Source organism: Natronolimnobius baerhuensis, from assembly GCF_002177135.1.
Classification (GTDB): domain Archaea; phylum Halobacteriota; class Halobacteria; order Halobacteriales; family Natrialbaceae; genus Natronolimnobius; species Natronolimnobius baerhuensis.
In genome coordinates this window covers 85315-105081 of sequence record NZ_MWPH01000001.1, presented here as the reverse complement: position 1 = coordinate 105081, position 19767 = coordinate 85315, and the positions used below count along the sequence as shown (strand labels likewise).

The following is a 19767-nucleotide window of genomic DNA, read 5'->3' as shown; positions in this document are numbered from 1 at the left end:
CGACGGTTAGGAACCCTCGTCTCCGCCGCTCTCGTCGCCCCTCTCGACCGTCTCGACCACGTCAGTCACTGGTACTTCGCCCGGGTTTTCGTCCGCCGTCTTCCCGTTCTCCGCCGCTTCAGTTGCTGACTCGAGGTACTCGCCACGAATCACGAGCACCGGATCGACGGTCCGTTTCGCCAGCCGTTCGGCCCGATCCCGAAACACGTAGCGACGGACCGACGGCCGACTCTCGCCGACGACCAGCAGGTCGTGATCGTTGGCCGCCTCGAGAATGGCATCCGTCGGCGAGCCGCCGACGACGACCCTGCTGTCGATCCGATTGGCGGCGACCCCCTCGTCGACCAGCGCGGTCCGTGCCGTCTCGAGCAGTTCCGTGCCCGCGTTTCGGCCGTCCTCGTCAGCGGCGACGTGAAAGAGCGTCACCTCGAGATCCGTGCCGTCGAGTACGGTCCGAAGCAGTCGTGCCATGTGGGCGACGGTGACGTCGCTTCGAAGTGCGACGAGGACCGACTCGAGGACGGGTGCCGGATTGAGCAACAGGATGGCGTCACACGATTCCTCCACGGTGACGCGTTCGAACGTCTTCAGGCGGTCGTGAGTGAAGGCGAGTCGCGTCGCCACGTCACAGTTCGCGTCTTCGAACACCGTTCGGAGCTCCTCGAGTTCGGCTCGCACGCGGTCGCCGTACTGGTCGCGTGCCTGCTCCGGGGCGGTCTGGTCAGGAATCTCGCGGTAGCCGAGCAAGACGACCGGAATCGACGCGAACGCGTCGACGACCGTCGATGGGACGGATTCTCCCTCGAGGACGTCGACCGGAACCAGAACACGATGATTGCGGGATGATGACATGACTGGAGACGCCATCCTACTACCACGGTGAGCGTAATATAGCCCCGCCAGTCGATTGGCGCTCCCGTCAGCGGATTGCCGTTCCCGTCAGTCGAACGCCGTTCCTGTTATCGAGTTGCCAACGACACTCGAATGGGCCCCGATGACGTCCACTGCGGATCCCGCAGGGTTTTTGCGATGGAGGGATAGTCACCGGGTATGACAGAGGCGACGGGTATCGTCGGGGAGTTTCTCTCGCTCAAAGCAGACACCGACGCCGATATTCTAGCGATGCAGTGTGGCGATTTCTACGAATTCTTCGCCGAAGATGCCGAGCTCGTCGCTGACGAACTCGATCTCAAACTCTCGAAGAAGTCCTCACACGGCTCGTCGTATCCGATGGCCGGCGTCCCGCTTGCGGATCTGACGCCCTACCTCAAGGCCCTGGTCGAACGCGGCTACCGCGTCGCCGTCGCCGACCAGTACGAAACCGACTCCGGCCACGCCCGCGAAATCGTCCGCGTCGTCACGCCCGGCACCTTACTCGAGACGACGGATGCTGACGCCCAGTACCTCGCGGCGGTGGTCGACGGCGACGCGGTTGGTGCCGGCGACACAGCCTACGGCCTCGCGTTCGCAGACGTGACCACGGGGCGCTTTCTGGTCGCCGACGCCGAAGACGAAGACGACGCGCTGACCGAACTCTACCGATTCGATCCCGTCGAGGTGCTGCCGGGACCCGACGCCCGCGCGAACGACGAACTGTTGAGCACGATCCGCGAACGCCTCGACGCGACGCTGACGCTACACGATACCGAGGCCTTCGCACCCAAACGCGCGGACCACGCCGTCGGCGACCACTTTGGCCGCGAAACAGTCGACCGACTCGCAGTCGGCACGCCGACGATTGCCGCCGCTGGCGCGATCCTCGAGTACGTCGCAGAGACCGGCGCGGGCGTCCTCGCCTCGATGACCCGCATTCAGGCCCATCACGGCGACGATCACGTCACGCTGGATGCGACCACCCAGCGCAATCTCGAGTTGACGGAGACGATGCAAGGCGACCGCGACGGCTCGTTGTTCGAGACTATCGACCACACCGAAACCAGCGCGGGCGGTCGCCTCCTCAAAGAGTGGCTCCAGCGCCCGCGACGCTCGCTCGAGGTCCTCGAGCGCCGGCAGGAGTCAGTCGACGCCCTCGCCTCGGCCGCACTCGCACGCGACGAAATACAGGACCAACTCGGAGAGGCGTACGATCTGGCGCGACTGGCATCGAAGGCGAGCCACGGCAGCGCTGATGCGCGGGATCTGCGCTCAGCAGCGGAGACGCTCGGCGTCCTCCCCGCACTCGCGGAGACGATTGCCTCGAGTCCCGACCTCACGGAGTCACCGCTTTCGGAAATCGTCGACCGCCCGGATCGCGAGGCCGCCCGCGAGTTACGCGAGACGCTCGCAGAGGCCATTGCCGACGATCCGCCGTCGACGGTCACGCAGGGCGAACTCTTCCAGCGAGGCTACGACCCCGACCTTGACGAGGTGATCGACCAACACGAGGAAGTCAAAGAGTGGCTCGACACTCTCGCTGAGCGCGAGAAAGGAAAGTACAGCCTCAGCCACGTCACCGTCGACCGGAACAAGACAGACGGCTACTACATCCAGGTCGGCAAATCCGCCGCTGACGGCGTCCCTGACCACTACGAGCAGATCAAGACGCTGAAGAACTCGAAGCGATTCACGACCGACGAACTCGAGGACAAAGAGCGCGAAATCCTCCGACTCGAGGAACAACGCGGCGAACTCGAGTACGAGTTGTTCGAAGAACTCCGCGAGGAGGTCGCCGCCCGCGCCGAGTTGCTGCAAGACGTTGGCCGAGCGCTCGCAACGGTCGATGCGCTCTCGAGTCTTGCCTCACACGCCGCAGAAAATCGGTGGGTCAAGCCCGACCTGCACCAGGGCGATGACCTTCGACTCGAGCAGGGTCGCCACCCCGTCGTCGAGCAGACGACGGAGTTCGTGCCGAACGACGTGCGGATGGACAAGGATCGCGGCTTTCTCGTCGTGACCGGGCCCAACATGTCCGGCAAATCGACGTACATGCGCCAGGTGGCTGGGATCACCCTGCTGGCCCAAATCGGCAGTTTCGTCCCCGCAAAAGAGGCCGAGATCGGCCTCGTGGACGGCATCTTCACCCGCGTCGGCGCACTGGACGAACTCGCACAGGGGCGCTCGACGTTTATGGTCGAGATGAGCGAACTCTCGAACATCCTGCACGCCGCGACCGAGGAGTCGCTCGTCATTCTGGACGAAGTCGGCCGCGGCACCGCAACGTACGACGGCATCTCGATTGCCTGGGCGGCCACGGAGTACCTGCACAACGAAGTGCAGGCCAAAACCCTATTTGCGACCCACTACCACGAACTGACCGGCCTCGCAGACAGCCTCCCGCGTGTCGCCAACGTCCACATTGCAGCCGACGAACGCGACGGCGACGTGACCTTTCTGCGAACCGTCCGGGACGGCCCGACGGATCGCTCCTACGGGATTCACGTCGCCGATCTCGCCGGCGTCCCCGACCCCGTCGTCGAGCGCTCGAGAGACGTCCTCGAGCGCCTGCGCGAAGAGAAAGCCATCGAAGCGAAAGGCGGTGGCTCGAGCGATCCCGTCCAGGCAGTGTTCGACCTCGGCAGCGGACAGTTCAGCGGTGCAGCGAGCCCGGACGGTGGCCAGTCGGCGGGCGAGTCCGAAACCGACGAGGGAGAGACTATCGATCCCGAAGCGAAGGCTGTACTTGAAGATCTCGAGACCCTCGACGTGAACACGACACCGCCAATCGAGTTGGTCTCGAAAGTGCAGACACTCCAACAACGCCTTACAGACAGAGACGACTGAGACGCGCGTATTTTTTGTCTCGCTCTCGAACGTCTGGTTATGACTGACTGGGCGACACTGTTCGAGCGAGCCGCGGCGTACGACATCGACCGCGAGGAGATTCGTGCGACGGCCGACGACCTCGAGAGCGAGAACGACGAACAGGAGGGCAATGATGGCTGAGCGAGACATAGAGCAGCCGAATCCCGCCCGTGTGGTCGCCGACGCAGCGGTGCTCGCCGAAGACCTGTTCGTCGACGGTGACGCCCGCGCGGCACTCGATCACGTCCGCCGGCACGACTGGGTTGAACTCGTCGCGAGCGATCACCTCCTCGAGCGCACGGAACAACTCGTGGCAACGCTCGCGGACGAAGACCTCGCGGCCGCACATCGGGAGCGACTCGAGGCCGAGCGCGTCGCGGTCGAGCACCCGCCGGAAGATCACCCGGCGCTGGCGTCGGCCTACCGCGGCGAGGCGGCGCACCTGCTCAGTGACGACGAACACCTGAATTCGGCGAAAGCGGGACTGTCGATGCAGCCTCGGCTTTCGGTGAGCGTCCGCCCGCCGGATGCGTTCACGCTGCTGTTCGATCCGGAGAGTCTGTACGAGGCGGTCGAAGGCGGCGCGTATCCGGGGCCGGACCGCGATCCACGAGCGTAAGGGTAGCTGAGTCGTTCAGGCTGGTTTTCTGGCGTTGATACGCGCAGAGACAATCGGCAAGTCCTCGGTCCACTCGCCGTCGACAGTAATCGAACCGTCGACGAATCCGGCGGCTGCGAGCCAGCGTTCGAGTTCATCAATTGTTGCTGCGCCGCCAACGCAGGCGTCGATTTTCTCGGGGTCGTCTCGAACCGCTGGGGGCAACGGCTCGGTTGCAACGAGGTCAGAAATCGCCAGCTTCCCGCCAGGACGGAGGACTCTGAAGGCCTCTCTGAATACCTGCGGCTTCGCCGATGAGAGGTTGACAACGCAGTTCGAGAGGATGACGTCGATAGTCTCGTTGGCCACCGGCAGGTGTTCAATCTCACCGAGGCGAAACTCAACGTGGTCAAACTCGCTCTCTCGAGCGTTCTCGCGGGCTCGATCAATCATTTCGGGCGTCATGTCGACGCCGATTACCTGCCCCTCGGGACCGACTTCCTGTGCCGCGAGGAAGCAGTCGAACCCGCCACCAGAACCGAGGTCGAGGACGGACTCACCCGCCTCGAGCGCAGCCACTGCGACCGGGTTACCACAGCCGAGTCCAAGGTTCGACCCGTCGGGTACCTCCTCAAGATCGTCGCCGTCGTAACCGAGTGCCAGAGATCGAGATGCGTCGGCAACGGGGTTCGCGTTTGCACGTTCGTCTCCGGCCATCTCGTTTTCGGATGCCGTCGAACACGAGTGATCGTCTGGTGAGTCAGTCTCACAGCAACTCTCGCCAACTTCCGCGAGGGTGCCGTATGTTTCGCGGACACTTGCACGTCGATCCGTCGAGTCGTCGTTCGTGGATGAGTCTGTCATGGGAATGAGGGGTATCGGTTAGGCATCGGTCGGGACATCAACGGCGGCCGCAATATCGAGGAGTTCGAAGACCGCCGTATCGGCGACTCGGTAGTACGTCCACTTGCCTTTCTTGCGAGTCTTGACGAGTCCGACTTCCCGAAGCGTTCGAAGGTGCGTTGCGACCGTCGACTGGGGTGCCTCGAGGACGACCTGCAATTCACAGGCACAGAGTTCGCCGTCCCGAAGCGCCTCGAGCAGTCGAACGCGATGCTCGTTCGCAAGCGCGCCGAAAACGGTCGCTTGCGTCCCAACCGCGTCATCAGCCGGTCGTCGTTCCTCGAGGCCCGCGATTGGGTCCGAATCAGTACCGTCGTACAGTTGCTCGAGGGTTTGGCACGCATCCTCGAGCGTGTCGGGCATGTTAGTGTCATTCGTCATAGTTGGATTTTTAGATTTGGTTGGTGGCCAGCAGTGTCTTCGTTGGGCCATATATCGACGCTTTATCGATAGCCAGTCTCGAATCAGCCCATACGTCGACACACCGACGTGATCGTAGCAAATCTAGTATTGGGATTTTACGATATAAGTATTTCGCAGAGACAGACAAAGGGAGCTCAAAGCGTAATGCGAGGTGGTCTAGAGAAGCAAAAACAAGGATTATAGTGCCACTGAACGGCAGTGCACACCTAATTGCACGACAGCGATGCGATTGGTATGTAACCAGTTTCAGTTGTTACTACAGATCGACAAAGTTCGATTCGAGTACTTACTCCTGCGCCGCGAGCCACTCCGAAAACTCAGCGAGTGCACGGCCACGGTGTGAAATCGCGTTTTTCTCCTCGGTGCTCATTTCCGCGAACGTCTGGCCGTTGTACTCGAAGATCGGATCGTAGCCGAACCCGCCTTCGCCGCGCGGGGCAACAATCGTCCCGCTAACGCGGCCCTCGAAGGTCTCCGTTCGCTCGCCGTCAGCGAACGCGAGCACTGTCTTGAAGTGGGCGCGATTGTTCTCCTCCTCGCTGACCAGTCGCCAGAGGCGCTCGAGGCCGACTGTATCCTCAACATAGGCCGAGTAGGGACCGGGGAATCCCTCGAGTGCGTCGACGAACAGGCCGGCGTCGCCGACGAGGACGGGGTCTGTCGCGCCCAGTTCCTCGTAGGCCTCGCGCGCGCCGTGGGCGGCAATTTCCTCGAGCGAGTCACTCTGGATTTCGGTGTAATCGTACTCGATTTGTTCGACGCTCGTGATGCCCTCGAGATAGGTCTGGGCCTCGCGTGCTTTCCCCTCGTTCCCGGTGACAAAGCGGACAGACATGTCTGCGTTGGGGTGCGCTATGGGAAAATAGGCGTCGGTTGCTGGCGATGCGGTCGAGTCAGCGACGTAGTCGCCGCTGGAGCACTCGACAAATGGTAGTAAACACCAGCGTGTTCGTCGCGAGACTCGAGACGAGCAAGAAAAGGTTCCGTCGTTCGGTCCACTCAATTCGCTCGGATTCAGTGGTCGTCACGCGTGTAATGAGGTGGGAAGCGAGGGTCACACACCAGGCGAAGACTGCGAGTGCTGCCAGTGCAAGTCTGGATCTGTCCATACGCGTTCGGTTCTCGCTGAACGATTATAGTAGTGGACTCGAGTTCGAAAGCAACGAGACTCCCGCCAGTCACCACTTACGTCGGCAGTCCAGAGTTATCACCTCGAGCTAAAAATAATTCATTATTGTTCGTGTTGTACATGCACTGATTCACAATGGAACAGGTGACAGAAACCCAAGCGGTGGCGTGCCCACACTGCGGAGACACCAGTACAATCCCGGTTCCAACGGCGGACGTGGATCTACAGGTCAGACCGTACGTCGCTGCATTCGGGGAGTACCGGACAATCGACTGCGCGAACGATCACACCTTCTGGGTGTACTTCTGCTAACATCGATTTTTATACATACTCGAGGAATCCGCCTGCAGTCTATCGGGCACATTGATCAGTTCCAGCGACCCAGACAGCGGGTATGCCGGAAATGATAGACAGTAAATCGTATGAGCACTGCTATGATTGGTCAGTGTATGCGTTCTAAGACAGTCAGACTCGGTGTCGTCGGCCTCGGATTTATGGGCCAGACCCACGCAACGAACGCCACGGAACTCGGCCACGAGGTCGTCGCCGGTGCAGATATCGTCCCCGAAACGCGCGAGAAGTTCGCCCAGTCCTACGGCGCGACGACCTACGAGGACTTTGCGTCGATGTACGACGGCGAGGACCTCGACGCAGTCGCTGTCTCGACGCCGAACGCGTTCCACGAGGACGCTGTCGTCGCCGCCCTCGAGCGAGGCTACGACGTGCTCTGTGAGAAGCCACTCGCGAACGACCTCGCAAGCGCCGAGCGGATCGCCGCGGCGGCTTCGGCTTCGGACGGGTTCTGCATGGTAAACTTCCACAACCGCGTCTCGACCGCCACGGAAGTGTTCAAAGAGTACCAGCGAGCGGGCCACTTCGGCGACATTACCCACGTCGACGCGAACTACGTCCGCCGCCGAGGAATCCCGGGTGTCGGCTCGTGGTTCACCGAAAAAGAACTGTCCGGTGGCGGCGCAGTCGTCGACATCGGCGTCCACGCCATCGACTTCGCGCTGTATCTCATGGACTACCCCGCCGTCGAGGACGTCTTCGCCGTCACGCGAACCGAGTTCGGCCACCGCGACGACTACGTCGACCCCGGCGACTGGTACGACGAAACCGACGACGCCGTTTTCGACGTCGAAGACTCCGCAACCGCAATGATCCGCTGTGCAGACGACCGAACGATTTCGCTCGAGGTCACCTGGGCTGCAAACCAACCCGACACACAGGCGTTCGTCGCCCGCGGCACTGAGGCTGGCGCGGCGCTCGATCTCGGCGGCGAGGAGTTGACGATGTTCCAGAGCGGAACGCAGGGCACAGACCACACGCTCGACGTGACGCTCGCCGACGGCGCACTCGAGCGCACCGGCTGGGCCGGCAGCGACGAGCGCTTCCTCGAGGCCGTCGCCGCGGGCGAGGCCCCCGAACTGAACACCGTCGAACAGGGGCTGACCGTCCAGCGCGTCATCGATGCGATCTATCGCTCCGCCGAAGCGGGCGAGTCGGTTGCACTCGAGTGAGGCACCAAAACGGGAGAAACAGCGACTCAGCGCTGTGAATCCCGGAGGATCAGCGGGCCGATTGCGAGCGTTCGCTTTGCGGTCGTTGCGACTCGCAGGATGTAGGACGTCAACAGGAAGAAGGGGATCAGCGTGAACGTAAACGTCACGGCGACGAGCCAGAGCAACACCTCGACGCCGAGAATTGTCCCGGTGATCGTCGTCGTATCGACGAACGTCATCATCATCCCTGAGACGAGCAGCGACGGAATCGCCGCATAGAGGATGTATCGGGAGAGATTGATGAGTTCCCACTGGAAATACAGCGTCTTGATGTGTTCGCGTGCGGGACCGAACATGGCGAACGACGACCGGAGGTTGTCAAGTGCTTCGTGCTGATCGTCGTCAAGTTCGTCGCCGTACTCGGCTTTGAGCCGCTCGATCTGGAAAATCTTCCACGAGTAGTTGTAGTCCATCGACGCGTAAACGACCTCGAACGTGCCGAACGACGCGCCCTCGAGTTTCTCACGGACGGTCTCTGCGTTGCCCGTGATGCTGTCGACGAACTCCTCGACCTCGCCCGTGAGTTCCTCGTTGTCGGATCGTTCGACTTCGTCCTCGAGGGCATTGGCCCGTTCCTGGGTTGCGTCGACGATTTCCTGCAGAAACGCTGACGGGTCGGCCGGTGCCGGTTTGTCGGTCAGTTCGTGAATGTACGAGCGAAAATCGAGCGTTTCACTCATTCGAGACCGTTGCTCGCCGAGTGGGCCGTTTTCCTGTGAGATAATGAGCTGACTGATGGTGACGACCAGTGTGACGCCAGTGATGAGCGCACCGACCATCTGGGCGTACAGCGATTCGATGACGGTTCGATCCTGCAACAGACTCGAGAGCGTCGGATCGAGCAGCGCCCCAAGCATGAACAGCCCGAAAAACGACAGTGTGAGCACGGCCGTCACCAACTGGCGGTTCGCTCCAACGAGCAGCCAGAGTTTGAGTCGGCTTTCGTCTGACCGCTCGCGCATCGTGTCTGCGGTGGAAACCTGATCGTCACTCTCACTCATCGGTCTCACCGCTCGCTGGCCGTTTGAACACGAGATACTTGGTTCCACCACCGGTGTACTCCACCGTCGTGACCAGTTCCCACCCATCCGCGCCGAGTTCGTTCAGTTTTTTCGTCGGATCACTCGCCTCCCGCATCGTCGCCTCACGAGGTGGGCGAACCGTCTCGTACTCCCAGACGGTGCCACGATCAGCTCCCATACCGGTCGTATCACGAATCGATAAAAAAGCGTTCGCGTTGCCTATGGGAGTCTGCCCGACTCGAGTCCGCCTCGAATAGTCCATACGGCTCTCGAGAATGTGAGTCGGCTATGACTCGAGTCGTTACTCGTCGTCGACGATGACTTCGACCGGTTCGTCTTCGGTCTCAGTATTCTCAGCGCTGGCCGAACTTTGTTCTTGCTGCCAGAGGAGGATACCGGCGACGGCGAGGACGAGCCACGAGCGCCAGTTCGCCAGATTCAGCGTGTAGCCGATGCCGAACGGTTTCTCGACGAGCATCCCTTCACCGGGCTCCCAGTGGGCCGACAGCATGCGGCTGATGCTTGGGCGTTCGAAATTATACGGCACACCGAGGATCTCTCCGGCGGTCGGTTTGTCTGCCATGTGCGGTGATACAACCTCCCCTCCCAAGAGTATTGTGTGCTCGTCTCGCCAACCGAAAGCAGGGCCGGACGCGACGTGACGCTGCGATCGATTATCTCGAAACAGCCGCGAACGGTGGGTTCGGACACCGAGACCGGCACTGCGGGCGGAGAACCGGACGACAACACGTTTCACGTCTTCTTGCGAATCGTTCTGTATGGTCTTCCCTCTCGAGATGGGCTGGCGTCACCTCCTATTTCAGAATTGGCCGGTCGACGAAACTGTGCTCGAGGCACACCTTCCCGACATGCTCGCTGTCGATACGTACGACGGGTCGGGCTGGCTGTCGATTATTCCGTTTACTAACGTCGACGTGCGGCCCCGCCGTGTCCCGAGACGACTGGGGATCCCCCTGCCGGAGATCAACGTTCGGACGTACGTCACTCGCGATGGCGAACCGGCGGTCTACTTCTTCAGCCTCGACGCACAGGGCATCGCGAGCGTACTCGGCGCTCGAGCATTCCACCACCTTCCGTACTACTACGCGCGTATCTCGCTCGAGTCGACGGGCAATCAGATCCGGTTCGAAAGCCGACGGCGACATCCCGGCGATCGACCTGGCGTTTACGAGGCCACCTATCGGCCGACAGGTGAATCTTTCTCTGCAGTCGAGGACCCGCTCGCCCAGTTTCTCGTCGAACGCTACCGGTTCTACACGGAGGCACCGGACGGCTCGCTCCGCTACACCGACGTTGCCCACGAGCCGTGGACGCTGTATCCGGCGACCGCGACCGTCGAGCGGAACACGCTGTTAGCAGCGAACGGGTTCGCGCGGCCGGAGTCAGAGCCTACCTACTACTACAGTCCGGGGCTCGAGGTCGTCGCCGAGACGAGCCAGCGGTGTAGGCCGTAGCCTCGTCAGAGTCCACCGTTGGACAACCTTAGCCGTCGAACAGCGCAGCGATCACAACAGATTCGCCTTTCTGGAGGTGCTCTGCTGCGGTCGCGGTTGCACACTCCAGTTCCTCGGCGATTTCGTCGATCGTGGCTCGGCGGGGCGCGTCGTAGTACCCGCGCTCGAGTGCAATTTTGATCGCCTCTCGTTGGCGCGGCGCGAGACGGTCGAGCACGCGTTCGGGCGCGACTCCTGCGCCGCCGACGGCGTCGACCGTCACGCTGACGCCGTCGGGCACCCCATCAACTGCGGCCTGGATGTCCGTGTCCGAGCCGATGAGTGTGAACGTGTTGCTCCCGTCGTCGTTGCACTCAATCGGTGGCACCGTCATGAGACTCCCCTGCGTAAAGTTCTTGAACAGAGCTCGCGCAGCCGTGGCAACTTCCCCTTGGAAGAAGCAGTGACACTCCCGCGCCGAGAGTGGGAGAATCTCGTAGTCGTGAACGGTCTCGTGGGTCTCGAGGACGTCGCCGAACCGCCGATAGTCGCCACGAAGCCACAGCAAAAACGTCGTCGGCGGGGTCGCTACGTTCCAGTTGACGATGTGGGTCTGTTCGAGGTAGTCGGCATCGCCCGCGAGGAGTTCGTAGATCGGCGGTGCGTACGCGCCAGTCGGTCGAAGTGTGATACGAACGCGTTTCATACTAATTGAACGACATCTTGGTGATCCGTACCGTCCGCCGTCATATAAAGGAGGCAGAAATATTCGGCACTACTGCTACCCGGTTGGTTCTCTCAACTGAATGTGTACAATGAACCGAAACGTTGGCAGACTCGATCGCATCGCACGCGGTGTCTTCGGAATCTGGCTGCTCGTCGTCGCGACATCGGCGTATCAAGACAACAAGTACGAGCGCGCAGCGATTGCTGGAATCGCCGGCGCTGGATTGCTCCCGAACGTCCTGTTTGGCTACTGTGGTGGCAACGACCTGTTTGGCATCGATACGACGGCGGGCTCTCGTGACTCGGAGTGACAGGTCAGCTGTCTTCGACGTACCGACCCCGTCCCTCAACGTCCGCAAGGCGCTCGAGAACGCGTTCCTCGCCGACCTCGAGATAGCCCTCGCGAACCGCCTCGCGCAAGGGGGCAGGGTCGTCCGCGGTGCCGACGAGACTTTGGTCGAAGACGTGCAGGTCCATTGCGTAATCCTCGACGTGATCGGTGTGATAGCCGAGGCCGAAGTCGATGAGGTACGTTCGCTCTGACCCGACTCGAACATTTCGCGTCGTCGGATCGCCATGAACGAAGCCGGCGGTGTGGATGCGAGCGAGATGCCGCCCAGCATCGCGAACTGTCGCGGGCGTCAACCGCTCGCGAAGGTCACACTCGCCGACGTACTCGAGTTCGAGTCGGGCCTCCGTCGCATCTACGTCCGAGAGCACCGGCGTTGGTACACCTTCCTGGCGCGCAAGCGACGTGAGTCGGGCCTCGAGTCGCGTGCGTTCGGTTCGCAGGCGCTCGTCGAGTTGGGGATGGCGGTAGCTCTTTACCTGGCGACGTTTCGTGACGCGGCCGGCGTCGGGGTCGAGGGTGACGAGGGCTTCAGCACCCTGGACCGTTCCCGGACGTTCCTCGCGGCCGAGGGTGAGATCCGGTTCGTCGGTTCTCCAGGTTACCGGCACCTGATCCGGTCGGAAGTTCGGATCGACACGCGAGTCCTCGAGTGCGAGCGTATCGCCCGCGTCATACATTTTGGCACCCAAGACGGCGATCATGCCCGCGTTGTCGCGCAGGAATCGCGGTTCGGGCGCGTGGAAGTCGGCTCCGCGCTGAGCGCACATCTCTGCGAGCATCTCCCTGAGCCGGGCGTTCTGGCCGACGCCGCCGCCGAGAACGAGTTCGTCGCTGCCGGTTAGCGAGAGCGCGCGTTCGGAGACCTCCGTGAGCATGCTGAAGATTGTCTCCTGCAAGGAGTAGCAGATGTCCTCGACGGGAACGCCATCGTCGTATGCTTGTTTCGCCGCGCTCATAATCCCCGAAAACGAGAAGTCCATTCCTTTGACGACGTAGGGCAGATCGACGTACTCGCCGTCTTTCGCCGCGTCCTCGACTTTCGGCCCGCCGGGATGAGACCAGCCGACGTGGCGCGTGAACTTATCAATCGAGTTGCCGACGCCGGTGTCCATCGTCTCGCCGAGGACCTGATACCGGCCGTTGCGGTAGGCCAGCAGGTGGGCGTTCGCCCCGCTCGCGTTCAAGCATACGGGTGAGTCGAATCCCGACGCGTGACGGCCGATCTCGAGGTGGGCGACCATGTGATTGACGCCGACGAGAGGGACCTCGAGCGTCTGTGCGAGTGCTCGAGCAGCCGTGCCGACGATGCGCAGGCAGGGGCCAAGACCGGGGCCACGAGCAAAGGCGACGGCATCGACGGGCGACTCATTGGCGGGCCGCTCAGTGGTCTCGCGAGCGTACTCGAGGGCGGATTCGACGACCTGCGGAATTGCCTCGTGCATGTGCTCGGCGGCCTCGCGCGGGTGAATGCCGCCGCTTTCGGGTTGGTAGGCGTCGCTCTCGATAAATACGTCGTCGCTTTCGACGTCGTAGACGGCTGCGCTGGCTGCCCAAGCCGTGCCTTCGATGCCGAGAACGCGGGTGTCAGAACTCACGACTTATGAATTTGTATTGAAACTGTGGTAGAACGAGCGGTCAAGGCGCGTTACAACGGGAGCAGACAGGTTGTTCACGTCGTCCCGTCGGGGCCTCTCGCTACGCTCGCGTCGGCGTTACTCCCACTCGGTGTAGCTGCACTTCCCGCAGTGTTTGCGGTCGCCGTGGTCGGCAAGGTACGAGTCACCGCAGCGTGGGCACTGTTCGCGGTCCGTGCTCCCGTCGTCGTTGTAGAGTTCGTGACGTGCCATCTTAGGCCTCCTCCGCTTCGGCGTCTGCATCTGCGTCGTCGGCAGCACCGATCTTGTTTCGCTCGAGCATGTGGTCTTGCTCGACGTCGCGGGCGTGGTCTGCGGTGTCGTAGACCTTGGCCTGCCCGACGGTTTTGCGCATGCCGAATTTGGTCTTGAGGCTGCGGATGACGACTTCGTCAGCGTTCTTGTTGAGTTTTGCTGCGAGGCTGTCTCGGACCTGCAGACGCTCTGGCGTGGCGTCTTCGTGGGTTAGTTCGAAGGTAACGTCCGTTCGATGCAACATGGGGTTCTCTGATTCGGAAACGATGTCGACGTCCATGATATCACTCAGTTACTCTACTATCCCCCTGTAGCGCCTAAAAGGATTTCGAACCGGTCACCGTCGTCTCGAGTCCGTGCTGACTCGCGGAGTCGCCAGCGAGCGCAGTGTTGACAATAGGAAAACATATACCACCGATTGCACAACTGGTGGTAATGCCCTCCAGACGGCAGGTTATCGCCAGCGGTGGCCTCACGGCGGCGGCTCTCGCCGGCGCGTATCGCTCGTTCGATGGCCCCGTCGAGCCCTCGAGTGTGGCGACTGCGTCGGTCGAGTGGCCGATGGCTCGCGCCGACGGCGCTGGGTCCGGGTACAACCCTGATGCGTCGGGGCCGACGGACGAGGCAGCTATCCGCTGGGTGGAAGAAATCGACGGACTCCGATACCCATCGTCGCCGATTCTGGTCGGCGACACGCTGTTCGTGGTCGGACGCGACAGGGTTGCTGCACTCGAGCGCGAAAGCGGTGACGTTCGATTTACGCGCCGGGGATCGTACCAGTCGTCGCCAGCCCCCGCGAGGGCGAGCGCCTACAGATCGGATACGTTCGCTGTCGCAGGCGAGGGCGGGATCTACGGCCTGAACGCAGCAGGTGGCTACGAGCTGTTCGGACGGTCCATCGGTGTCGAGCGCTGGCACGCACCCGACCGGAAGCCGAACAGACGAATATCGGCCCCACCCTACAGGCCACCGCCGGTTGCAATCGGCGACACGATCTACGCCATCGTCCCGGAGACGAATCGCGTCGTCGCCCTCGAGGCGAACAGCGGCCGCGTCGACTGGAGTCACGAGATCGGCGACGAACGCTCGAGTCAGCCGACGCGGCCGGTTGTCTCCGACGAGACGGTCTACGTCGCGAGCGGGCCCACGACCGTCGTTGCACTCGAGCGAGCGAGTGGTGCCCGTCGCTGGAGCGTCGAACTCGAGTACAGAGACGACGAGTTGCTCTACGGAAGCGTCCTCAGCGCGACGGCGACGAGCGAGGGAGTACTCGTCCCGCGCCGACAGGCAATTTCGCTCCTCGATCCGGCAGATGGCAGCGTCAGGTGGGAGTACGTCCACGAGGGATCCGTACTCGCTGATCCGATCACAGGTGCGGCCGCCGTCGCCGACGGCCGGGTGTTCGTTACGGACGGCGAAACGGCGCTGCACGCGCTCGATCTCGAGACTGGCGAACGCGAGTGGCGATACGAGTACGGCCTGCAGGTGAATCCAGTGGTCGCCGACGGCGTCGTCTATCTCAGCTATGATTGGCTCGACGAACTGCTCGCAATCGATGCCGAGACCGGTGACCAGCGATGGCGCTACGAATTCGGCTTCGACCGGACAGTGGGCTACTCGAGTCCAATCGTCGGTGACGGCGTGGTGTACGTCGCCGGCCCGAATCGCGTCATTGCACTCGAGGAGGCAACGGAGGGCGAAGACGAATGACAGACGAGTCACCGACGGCGGCGACAGCAGGCCAGCGTGGCACTCAGCACAGAGACAACGCTGACCTACCGGCCGGTATTGCCCCGCGGGCGCTCGCTCTCCTGCGTCGCCATCCCCGCATATTCGTGCCGTTTGTCGTCGTTGGCCTCTTCCTCGCCGGCCTCGATCAGATTCGGCAGTGGGACCCGATTCCGACGCTCGAGGCAGGGGCCGGACGCAGCGCGCTCTCAATCGAGTACGTCGGCTACCCGCGCGGGATAGGGCACACGGCCGTTTCGCTCGAGTCACTGATCGGCCTCGAGCCGTTGTCTCTCGGCTGGGGACTCCTCTCGTATGGACTGCCGGTGCTCGCTATTGCGGTTGCCAGTGGGCTGGCAATGGCATGGGCACTCGAGGTGACGCCACGACTCGAGACGCTCGGGTCAGTCATCGGATTCGTCGTGATCGTCGATCTCAGCCAGCGAGTACTCGGCCAGATTCCGGCGCTCCAAGAAATGGGGCTCGTAGTCGGTGTTCCAGTGCTTGTCACGTACACGTATGTGCTGGTGCGCCTGTTCGCAGTACCCGGCTGTCTCGTCGCCGGCGCGAGGCCGGCCGCTGCCGTCCGTGAGGGCTGGCGTCGAACGCGAGGTCACGGCTGGACGATAGTCAGCCTTATTCTCGTCGTTGGCCTCCTCTCGTGGCTGCTCGCGAGCATCCCACACGTCGGCCCATTCATCGGGACGGCACTCGTCGCACCGCTTCACGCAGCCCTCATCGTTGCCGTACTCGAGACGACCAGCGATCCGGCCAAGCCACGGCCACAGTAAGGTCCTGCATCCGTGACGAGCTACGCCAATGCCACCCAGTGCAGTACTCGCCTCAGGCGTCGATCACTGCCAGTCCGCGGGGCGTCTGGCTCTCGAGGGCGTCCGCCCAGTCAATTGTGACCGGTGACCAGCGGTCGCCGAAATCGTCGGTGACGAACAGGCCCTGATTGTTCACGCCGTAGACGACGCTTCCGAGTTCGGATTCGGTCTCAGAACCGGTCGCTGTCGCCGGCGCGTCGAACACTGTCCGGACCACGCCGTCGCCCATCGGAATCCCGCGGTCATCGAGTCGATGCCACTCGTCGCCCTCGCGCCGATAGACGTACGACTCCGCGGTTTCGGCCGTGTGGGCGCTCGAGGCCCCACTCGCACTCGAGACGAGCACCCGCTCCGGGTCGACAGGATCGGGGACGACGCTCCAGCAGTAGGTGTGTTCGAGGCCCTGCTGTGGCTGTCGCCAGCGCTCGCCGCCGTCGTCACTCACGGCGTAGCCGTCGCCTGCCGCCGAGTAGACGCGCCCCTCGCGGTCGGGGTGGGTCGCCAGACTGTGATTGTCGCGACGCGAGCCCTCGGGGCGTTCGTTCCATGTCTCGCCGCCATCTGTGCTGTAGACGAACGCGCCCGCTTCGACGCCCACGTACAGGCGGTCGGGATCGAACGGGTCCACCTCGAGCCAGCGGACGTGATGAGTGTGCGGCCGCGGTGGGAAGTACCACTCCGATTCGGAGGGCAGGTCGGTCAGCCCCTCGAGGAGAGTCCAGGAGTCGCCGCCGTCCGTGCTGCGGTAGACGCGACTCGGCTCGGTCCCCGCGTAGATCACGTCGGAGTCGTGCGGGCTGATCGCGAGCGACATCACGGCCTCACTGACAAAGTCAGTCTCGAGGCGCTCGAACGTCTGGCCGCCGTCGGTACTGCGGAACAGACCATCTTCGAATGTGCCGACGAAGACAGTCTCGGGCGCATCGGGCGAGGCGGCGACACACTCGAGGTCGTGGCCCTCGAGTCGCGTCTCGGTCGCCCAGTTGTCGGGGACGGTCCCTGATCCGTGACAGACGAGCAAGCGGTCTCGGAGTGCGGCGTAGACACGTACCATACCGGACGTACGGGCTACTCGTACAAACGACAACCGATCATCACGTATCCTGACACCGCCGGCAGTTTCACAGTGCTCAAAACGAGCGCAAAACAGAACGGGGCGCAGACGCTACCGCGAAATCGCTTTCGAGCCGTGTTTGACGACCGATTCGACCTCCTCTGCAGTGAGCAGCGCAACGTCACCCGGAATCGTCCGCTTCAGTGCGGCCGCAGCGGAGGCGTAGTCGAGTGCGGTCGGCACGTCGTCGCCCTCGAGTCGGCGGGCGATGAACGTGCCCGTAAACGCGTCGCCGGTGCCAATCGGCGAGACGGTATCCGTTTCGTAGACGTCCTGTTCGTGGACGACGTTGTCGTGCCAGCCGATTGCACCCTCCGAGCCGCGGGTGACGATGACGGTCTCGAAGTCGTACTGCGAGCCAAGGTTGTGCGCGATCTGGCGCGGGTCACCCTCGAGACCGAGGACGTCCTGAGCGTCGCGAGCGGCGATGACGAGCACGTCGATGCCGGGGAAAAACTGGGTGAGCGTCTCCGTCGCCTCCTGGGGCGACCAGAGTTTGGCGCGGTAGTTGAAATCGAAGGCCGTCGTCGTCCCGCCCTCTTTGGCTGCTTTCAGGAGGTTCATCGTTGTCTCGGCCAGCGTCGGCGAGAGCGCGGGCGTGATTCCCGACGTGAAAAAGACCGTCGCGTCGCGAATCAGATCGAGGTTCAGTTCGCGCGCCTCTGCCGTCGTAATAGCGGCATCTTGCCGGTCGTAGATGACGTTCGTCCCGCGGGGTTCGCCGGCCTGTTCCATGTAATAGGTCCCCTGTCGGCCGCGATGACACCAGGAGACGTCGGTCTCGATGCCGTACTGGCGGAGTTTACCCACGACCTGTCGCCCGAGTGGGTTCTCCGGCACTTTCGACATCCAGGTCGCTGGCGTCCCGAGTCGCTGGGCCGCAATTGCGACGTTGCTTTCGGCACCGCCGACGTGGACTTCGAACTCCTCTGCATCCTCGAGGCGCTCGTCTTTCCCCGGCGAAAATCGCAACATGGTCTCGCCGAACGAGACGAGTTCACTCACGGGACAGTCCCCCACTGTTGAATCGGTCGATCATATCTCGATACACGAACGGGTGTGGTATAAGTCGTACCGGTCTCGTTGGAATTAGCCGTTTTCACCCCGGGAATTAGTCTCGCTCGAGATCGCAGTTGAACAGTACCTCGTTACAACAAACTGTCTGATGGCCCACTACTTACGAGCACGTCATCTCCGCGTTCGTCCAACTCGAGGGCAATGTCGAACGCCTCGAGCAACTCGCGGCTGGCGCGTACGTGATCGGTCATGGCCGGAATCCGAACTCGCCCGCCCGCGAGCGCGAGGAAGACGAGTAACTGGTCCGCCAGATGGCGGTCGACTGCCGCCTCGCGCTCGAGAAAACGATTCGCCCCGTCGGCTGCATCTTCGCCGACTCGTTCGGCCGGTTTCCCGCGCTCGCCGAGGGCAGCAAATCCCGCAACGCCAGTGCCGTAGTCGAGTCGAATCACGAGCGCTGAGCCGGGCGATGGACTCGGGGCAGTCGTCTCGTGGCGCTCGATAGCGGGCGCGTCGCCCTCGCCGACCTCGAGGCGCGCGAGTGCGCCCTCGAGTTGTCGATGCGCCACGTCTCGGTCAGCCAGCGATTCGGATTCGGTCGAATACAATCGCACGGCCTCGAGCGGCCCGCGTCGCTCGAGGTCGAGTGACTCGAGTTGCGAGGGGCCAAGATGCAGGGTCGCCCGCCCGCCGCCGTTCGGATAGAAGCCACGTCGGTCGACCTCACAGGCCGCAACGAGGCCGAATCGCCGAAGGAGTGGGAGTTTGACCTCGTGGAAATAGTCAAGCGGCGGCGACCACTCGACGTCCGTCCCGCCGGTGGCCGTCACGCGAAGCGGTGACTCGAGAATCGGCGCGAGTGGAAGGAGGGCATCAAACAGCAGGGTGATACTCCCCGCCGTGTTGATATCGACCTCGTACTGGCCGCCCTCCAGACTGGGCGAGCCGTCGGGTTCGGCGCTCGCAGGAGTCGGATCGAACGCAACTGTCTCCGCGCCGAGTTCCGCACCCGAAACCTCGGCGTCACAGACCGCAGCCATGGTCTCGAGAACGGCCAGATGCTGGTGGCGAAGGCCCGGTTTCGGCCGATCTCCGCGGACGTTTTCGATCCGAATCGACTCGTTTCGGAGGACTGCAAGGCCGAGTGCGGTTCGGAGAAACTGGCCGCCGGCGCTCGAGCCGTCGAGTTCGCGGTCCGGCTCACGTGAGAGTGTCATAGCTGGCCACACGGACTCGAGGCTCCTACCGGTATCGAACGCACTCGAGCGCAGGTAGC

Annotated in this window: 24 protein-coding genes; 9 read left to right on the top strand and 15 right to left on the bottom strand. The window is 62.6% G+C overall.

Annotated elements, in window-relative coordinates; genetic code table 11:
- Positions 1-6: 6 nt before the first annotated feature.
- A complete protein-coding gene (locus B2G88_RS00540; RefSeq protein WP_054864094.1) occupies positions 7-852 on the bottom strand; it encodes a universal stress protein in 846 nt (281 codons plus the stop codon).
- A 198-nt stretch (positions 853-1050) separates the two neighbouring features.
- On the opposite strand from B2G88_RS00540, the gene mutS reads away from it, so the two are divergent.
- From mutS to B2G88_RS00530, 3 genes are read left to right on the top strand one after another with little or no spacing between them, the layout of a single operon-like run.
- Entirely contained in the window at positions 1051-3720 is a 2670-nt protein-coding gene (gene mutS / locus B2G88_RS00535; protein WP_087713684.1) for a DNA mismatch repair protein MutS, read from the top strand.
- 39 nt (positions 3721-3759) lie between these two features.
- Positions 3760-3882, top strand: a complete 123-nt coding sequence (locus B2G88_RS20035) for a hypothetical protein (RefSeq protein WP_281253813.1) — start codon at positions 3760-3762, stop codon at positions 3880-3882.
- Positions 3875-4360, top strand: coding sequence for a DUF7384 family protein (locus B2G88_RS00530; protein WP_054864095.1), 486 nt, complete (start codon positions 3875-3877; stop codon positions 4358-4360). Before B2G88_RS20035 ends, B2G88_RS00530 begins: the two co-directional genes overlap by 8 nt.
- Positions 4361-4375: 15 nt before the next feature.
- Here the strand turns inward: B2G88_RS00530 and arsM are convergent, their stop codons facing one another.
- From arsM to B2G88_RS00510, 4 genes are all read right to left on the bottom strand, one after another.
- Positions 4376-5203, bottom strand: coding sequence for an arsenite methyltransferase (arsM, locus tag B2G88_RS00525; RefSeq protein ID WP_087713683.1), 828 nt, complete (start codon positions 5201-5203; stop codon positions 4376-4378).
- An 18-nt stretch (positions 5204-5221) separates the two neighbouring features.
- Entirely contained in the window at positions 5222-5623 is a 402-nt protein-coding gene (locus B2G88_RS00520) for an ArsR/SmtB family transcription factor (protein ID WP_054864096.1), read from the bottom strand.
- A 328-nt stretch (positions 5624-5951) separates the two neighbouring features.
- Positions 5952-6500 (bottom strand): XTP/dITP diphosphatase, encoded by a 549-nt coding sequence (locus B2G88_RS00515; RefSeq protein ID WP_087713682.1) that lies wholly within the window; start codon positions 6498-6500, stop codon positions 5952-5954.
- Between the two features lie 58 nt (positions 6501-6558).
- Positions 6559-6774: a hypothetical protein gene (locus B2G88_RS00510; protein ID WP_054864097.1), complete on the bottom strand. Its 216-nt coding sequence runs from the start codon at positions 6772-6774 to the stop codon at positions 6559-6561.
- Positions 6775-6929: 155 nt separating this feature from the next.
- Here B2G88_RS00510 and B2G88_RS19355 point away from each other — a divergent pair, with 155 nt between their 5' ends.
- Together B2G88_RS19355 and B2G88_RS00505 are read left to right on the top strand one after the other, a co-directional pair.
- Positions 6930-7106, top strand: a complete 177-nt coding sequence (locus B2G88_RS19355; RefSeq protein ID WP_176393151.1) for a hypothetical protein — start codon at positions 6930-6932, stop codon at positions 7104-7106.
- A 137-nt stretch (positions 7107-7243) separates the two neighbouring features.
- Positions 7244-8317 (top strand): Gfo/Idh/MocA family protein, encoded by a 1074-nt coding sequence (locus B2G88_RS00505; protein WP_087714269.1) that lies wholly within the window; start codon positions 7244-7246, stop codon positions 8315-8317.
- 26 nt (positions 8318-8343) lie between these two features.
- Here the strand turns inward: B2G88_RS00505 and B2G88_RS00500 are convergent, their stop codons facing one another.
- The 3 genes from B2G88_RS00500 to B2G88_RS00490 all read right to left on the bottom strand — a co-directional run bounded on the left by B2G88_RS00500 (position 8344) and on the right by B2G88_RS00490 (position 9964).
- A complete protein-coding gene (locus tag B2G88_RS00500; protein ID WP_087713681.1) occupies positions 8344-9360 on the bottom strand; it encodes a hypothetical protein in 1017 nt (338 codons plus the stop codon).
- Entirely contained in the window at positions 9353-9559 is a 207-nt protein-coding gene (locus tag B2G88_RS00495) for a DUF4177 domain-containing protein (protein ID WP_087713680.1), read from the bottom strand. Before B2G88_RS00495 ends, B2G88_RS00500 begins: the two co-directional genes overlap by 8 nt.
- A 123-nt stretch (positions 9560-9682) precedes the next feature.
- Positions 9683-9964, bottom strand: coding sequence for a DUF5808 domain-containing protein (locus tag B2G88_RS00490; protein WP_054862313.1), 282 nt, complete (start codon positions 9962-9964; stop codon positions 9683-9685).
- Between the two features lie 196 nt (positions 9965-10160).
- Between B2G88_RS00490 and B2G88_RS00485 the strand changes: the two genes are divergently transcribed.
- Complete coding sequence (locus B2G88_RS00485) at positions 10161-10856, top strand: YqjF family protein (protein ID WP_054862312.1); 696 nt, start codon at positions 10161-10163, stop codon at positions 10854-10856.
- 28 nt (positions 10857-10884) lie between these two features.
- Here the strand turns inward: B2G88_RS00485 and B2G88_RS00480 are convergent, their stop codons facing one another.
- Positions 10885-11541, bottom strand: a complete 657-nt coding sequence (locus tag B2G88_RS00480; protein ID WP_054862311.1) for a helix-turn-helix domain-containing protein — start codon at positions 11539-11541, stop codon at positions 10885-10887.
- A 109-nt stretch (positions 11542-11650) separates the two neighbouring features.
- On the opposite strand from B2G88_RS00480, the gene B2G88_RS00475 reads away from it, so the two are divergent.
- Positions 11651-11872, top strand: coding sequence for a YgaP-like transmembrane domain (locus tag B2G88_RS00475; protein WP_054862310.1), 222 nt, complete (start codon positions 11651-11653; stop codon positions 11870-11872).
- 4 nt (positions 11873-11876) lie between these two features.
- Here the strand turns inward: B2G88_RS00475 and B2G88_RS00470 are convergent, their stop codons facing one another.
- The 3 genes from B2G88_RS00470 to B2G88_RS00460 form a co-directional block, all read right to left on the bottom strand.
- Positions 11877-13508: a bifunctional N(6)-L-threonylcarbamoyladenine synthase/serine/threonine protein kinase gene (locus B2G88_RS00470; protein WP_087713679.1), complete on the bottom strand. Its 1632-nt coding sequence runs from the start codon at positions 13506-13508 to the stop codon at positions 11877-11879.
- Positions 13509-13625: 117 nt separating this feature from the next.
- Positions 13626-13760: a 30S ribosomal protein S27ae gene (locus B2G88_RS00465; protein ID WP_054862309.1), complete on the bottom strand. Its 135-nt coding sequence runs from the start codon at positions 13758-13760 to the stop codon at positions 13626-13628.
- A gap of 1 nt (position 13761) precedes the next feature.
- Complete coding sequence (locus B2G88_RS00460) at positions 13762-14082, bottom strand: 30S ribosomal protein S24e (RefSeq protein ID WP_054862308.1); 321 nt, start codon at positions 14080-14082, stop codon at positions 13762-13764.
- A gap of 155 nt (positions 14083-14237) precedes the next feature.
- Here B2G88_RS00460 and B2G88_RS00455 point away from each other — a divergent pair, with 155 nt between their 5' ends.
- Together B2G88_RS00455 and B2G88_RS00450 are read left to right on the top strand one after the other, a co-directional pair.
- Positions 14238-15512, top strand: a complete 1275-nt coding sequence (locus B2G88_RS00455; protein ID WP_054862307.1) for an outer membrane protein assembly factor BamB family protein — start codon at positions 14238-14240, stop codon at positions 15510-15512.
- Positions 15509-16321, top strand: coding sequence for a hypothetical protein (locus B2G88_RS00450; protein WP_245835263.1), 813 nt, complete (start codon positions 15509-15511; stop codon positions 16319-16321). Before B2G88_RS00455 ends, B2G88_RS00450 begins: the two co-directional genes overlap by 4 nt.
- A gap of 52 nt (positions 16322-16373) precedes the next feature.
- Here the strand turns inward: B2G88_RS00450 and B2G88_RS00445 are convergent, their stop codons facing one another.
- The 3 genes from B2G88_RS00445 to rtcA form a co-directional block, all read right to left on the bottom strand.
- Positions 16374-17414 carry a WD40/YVTN/BNR-like repeat-containing protein gene (locus B2G88_RS00445; protein WP_087713678.1) on the bottom strand — a complete coding sequence of 347 codons (1041 nt, stop codon included), beginning with the start codon at positions 17412-17414 and terminating at the stop codon, positions 16374-16376.
- 111 nt (positions 17415-17525) lie between these two features.
- On the bottom strand, positions 17526-18479 hold the full coding sequence (gene kdgK1, locus B2G88_RS00440) for a bifunctional 2-dehydro-3-deoxygluconokinase/2-dehydro-3-deoxygalactonokinase (protein WP_087713677.1): 954 nt from the start codon (positions 18477-18479) through the stop codon (positions 17526-17528).
- A 143-nt stretch (positions 18480-18622) separates the two neighbouring features.
- Positions 18623-19708 carry an RNA 3'-terminal phosphate cyclase gene (rtcA, locus tag B2G88_RS00435; RefSeq protein ID WP_087713676.1) on the bottom strand — a complete coding sequence of 362 codons (1086 nt, stop codon included), beginning with the start codon at positions 19706-19708 and terminating at the stop codon, positions 18623-18625.
- Between the last annotated feature and the right edge of the window lie 59 nt (positions 19709-19767).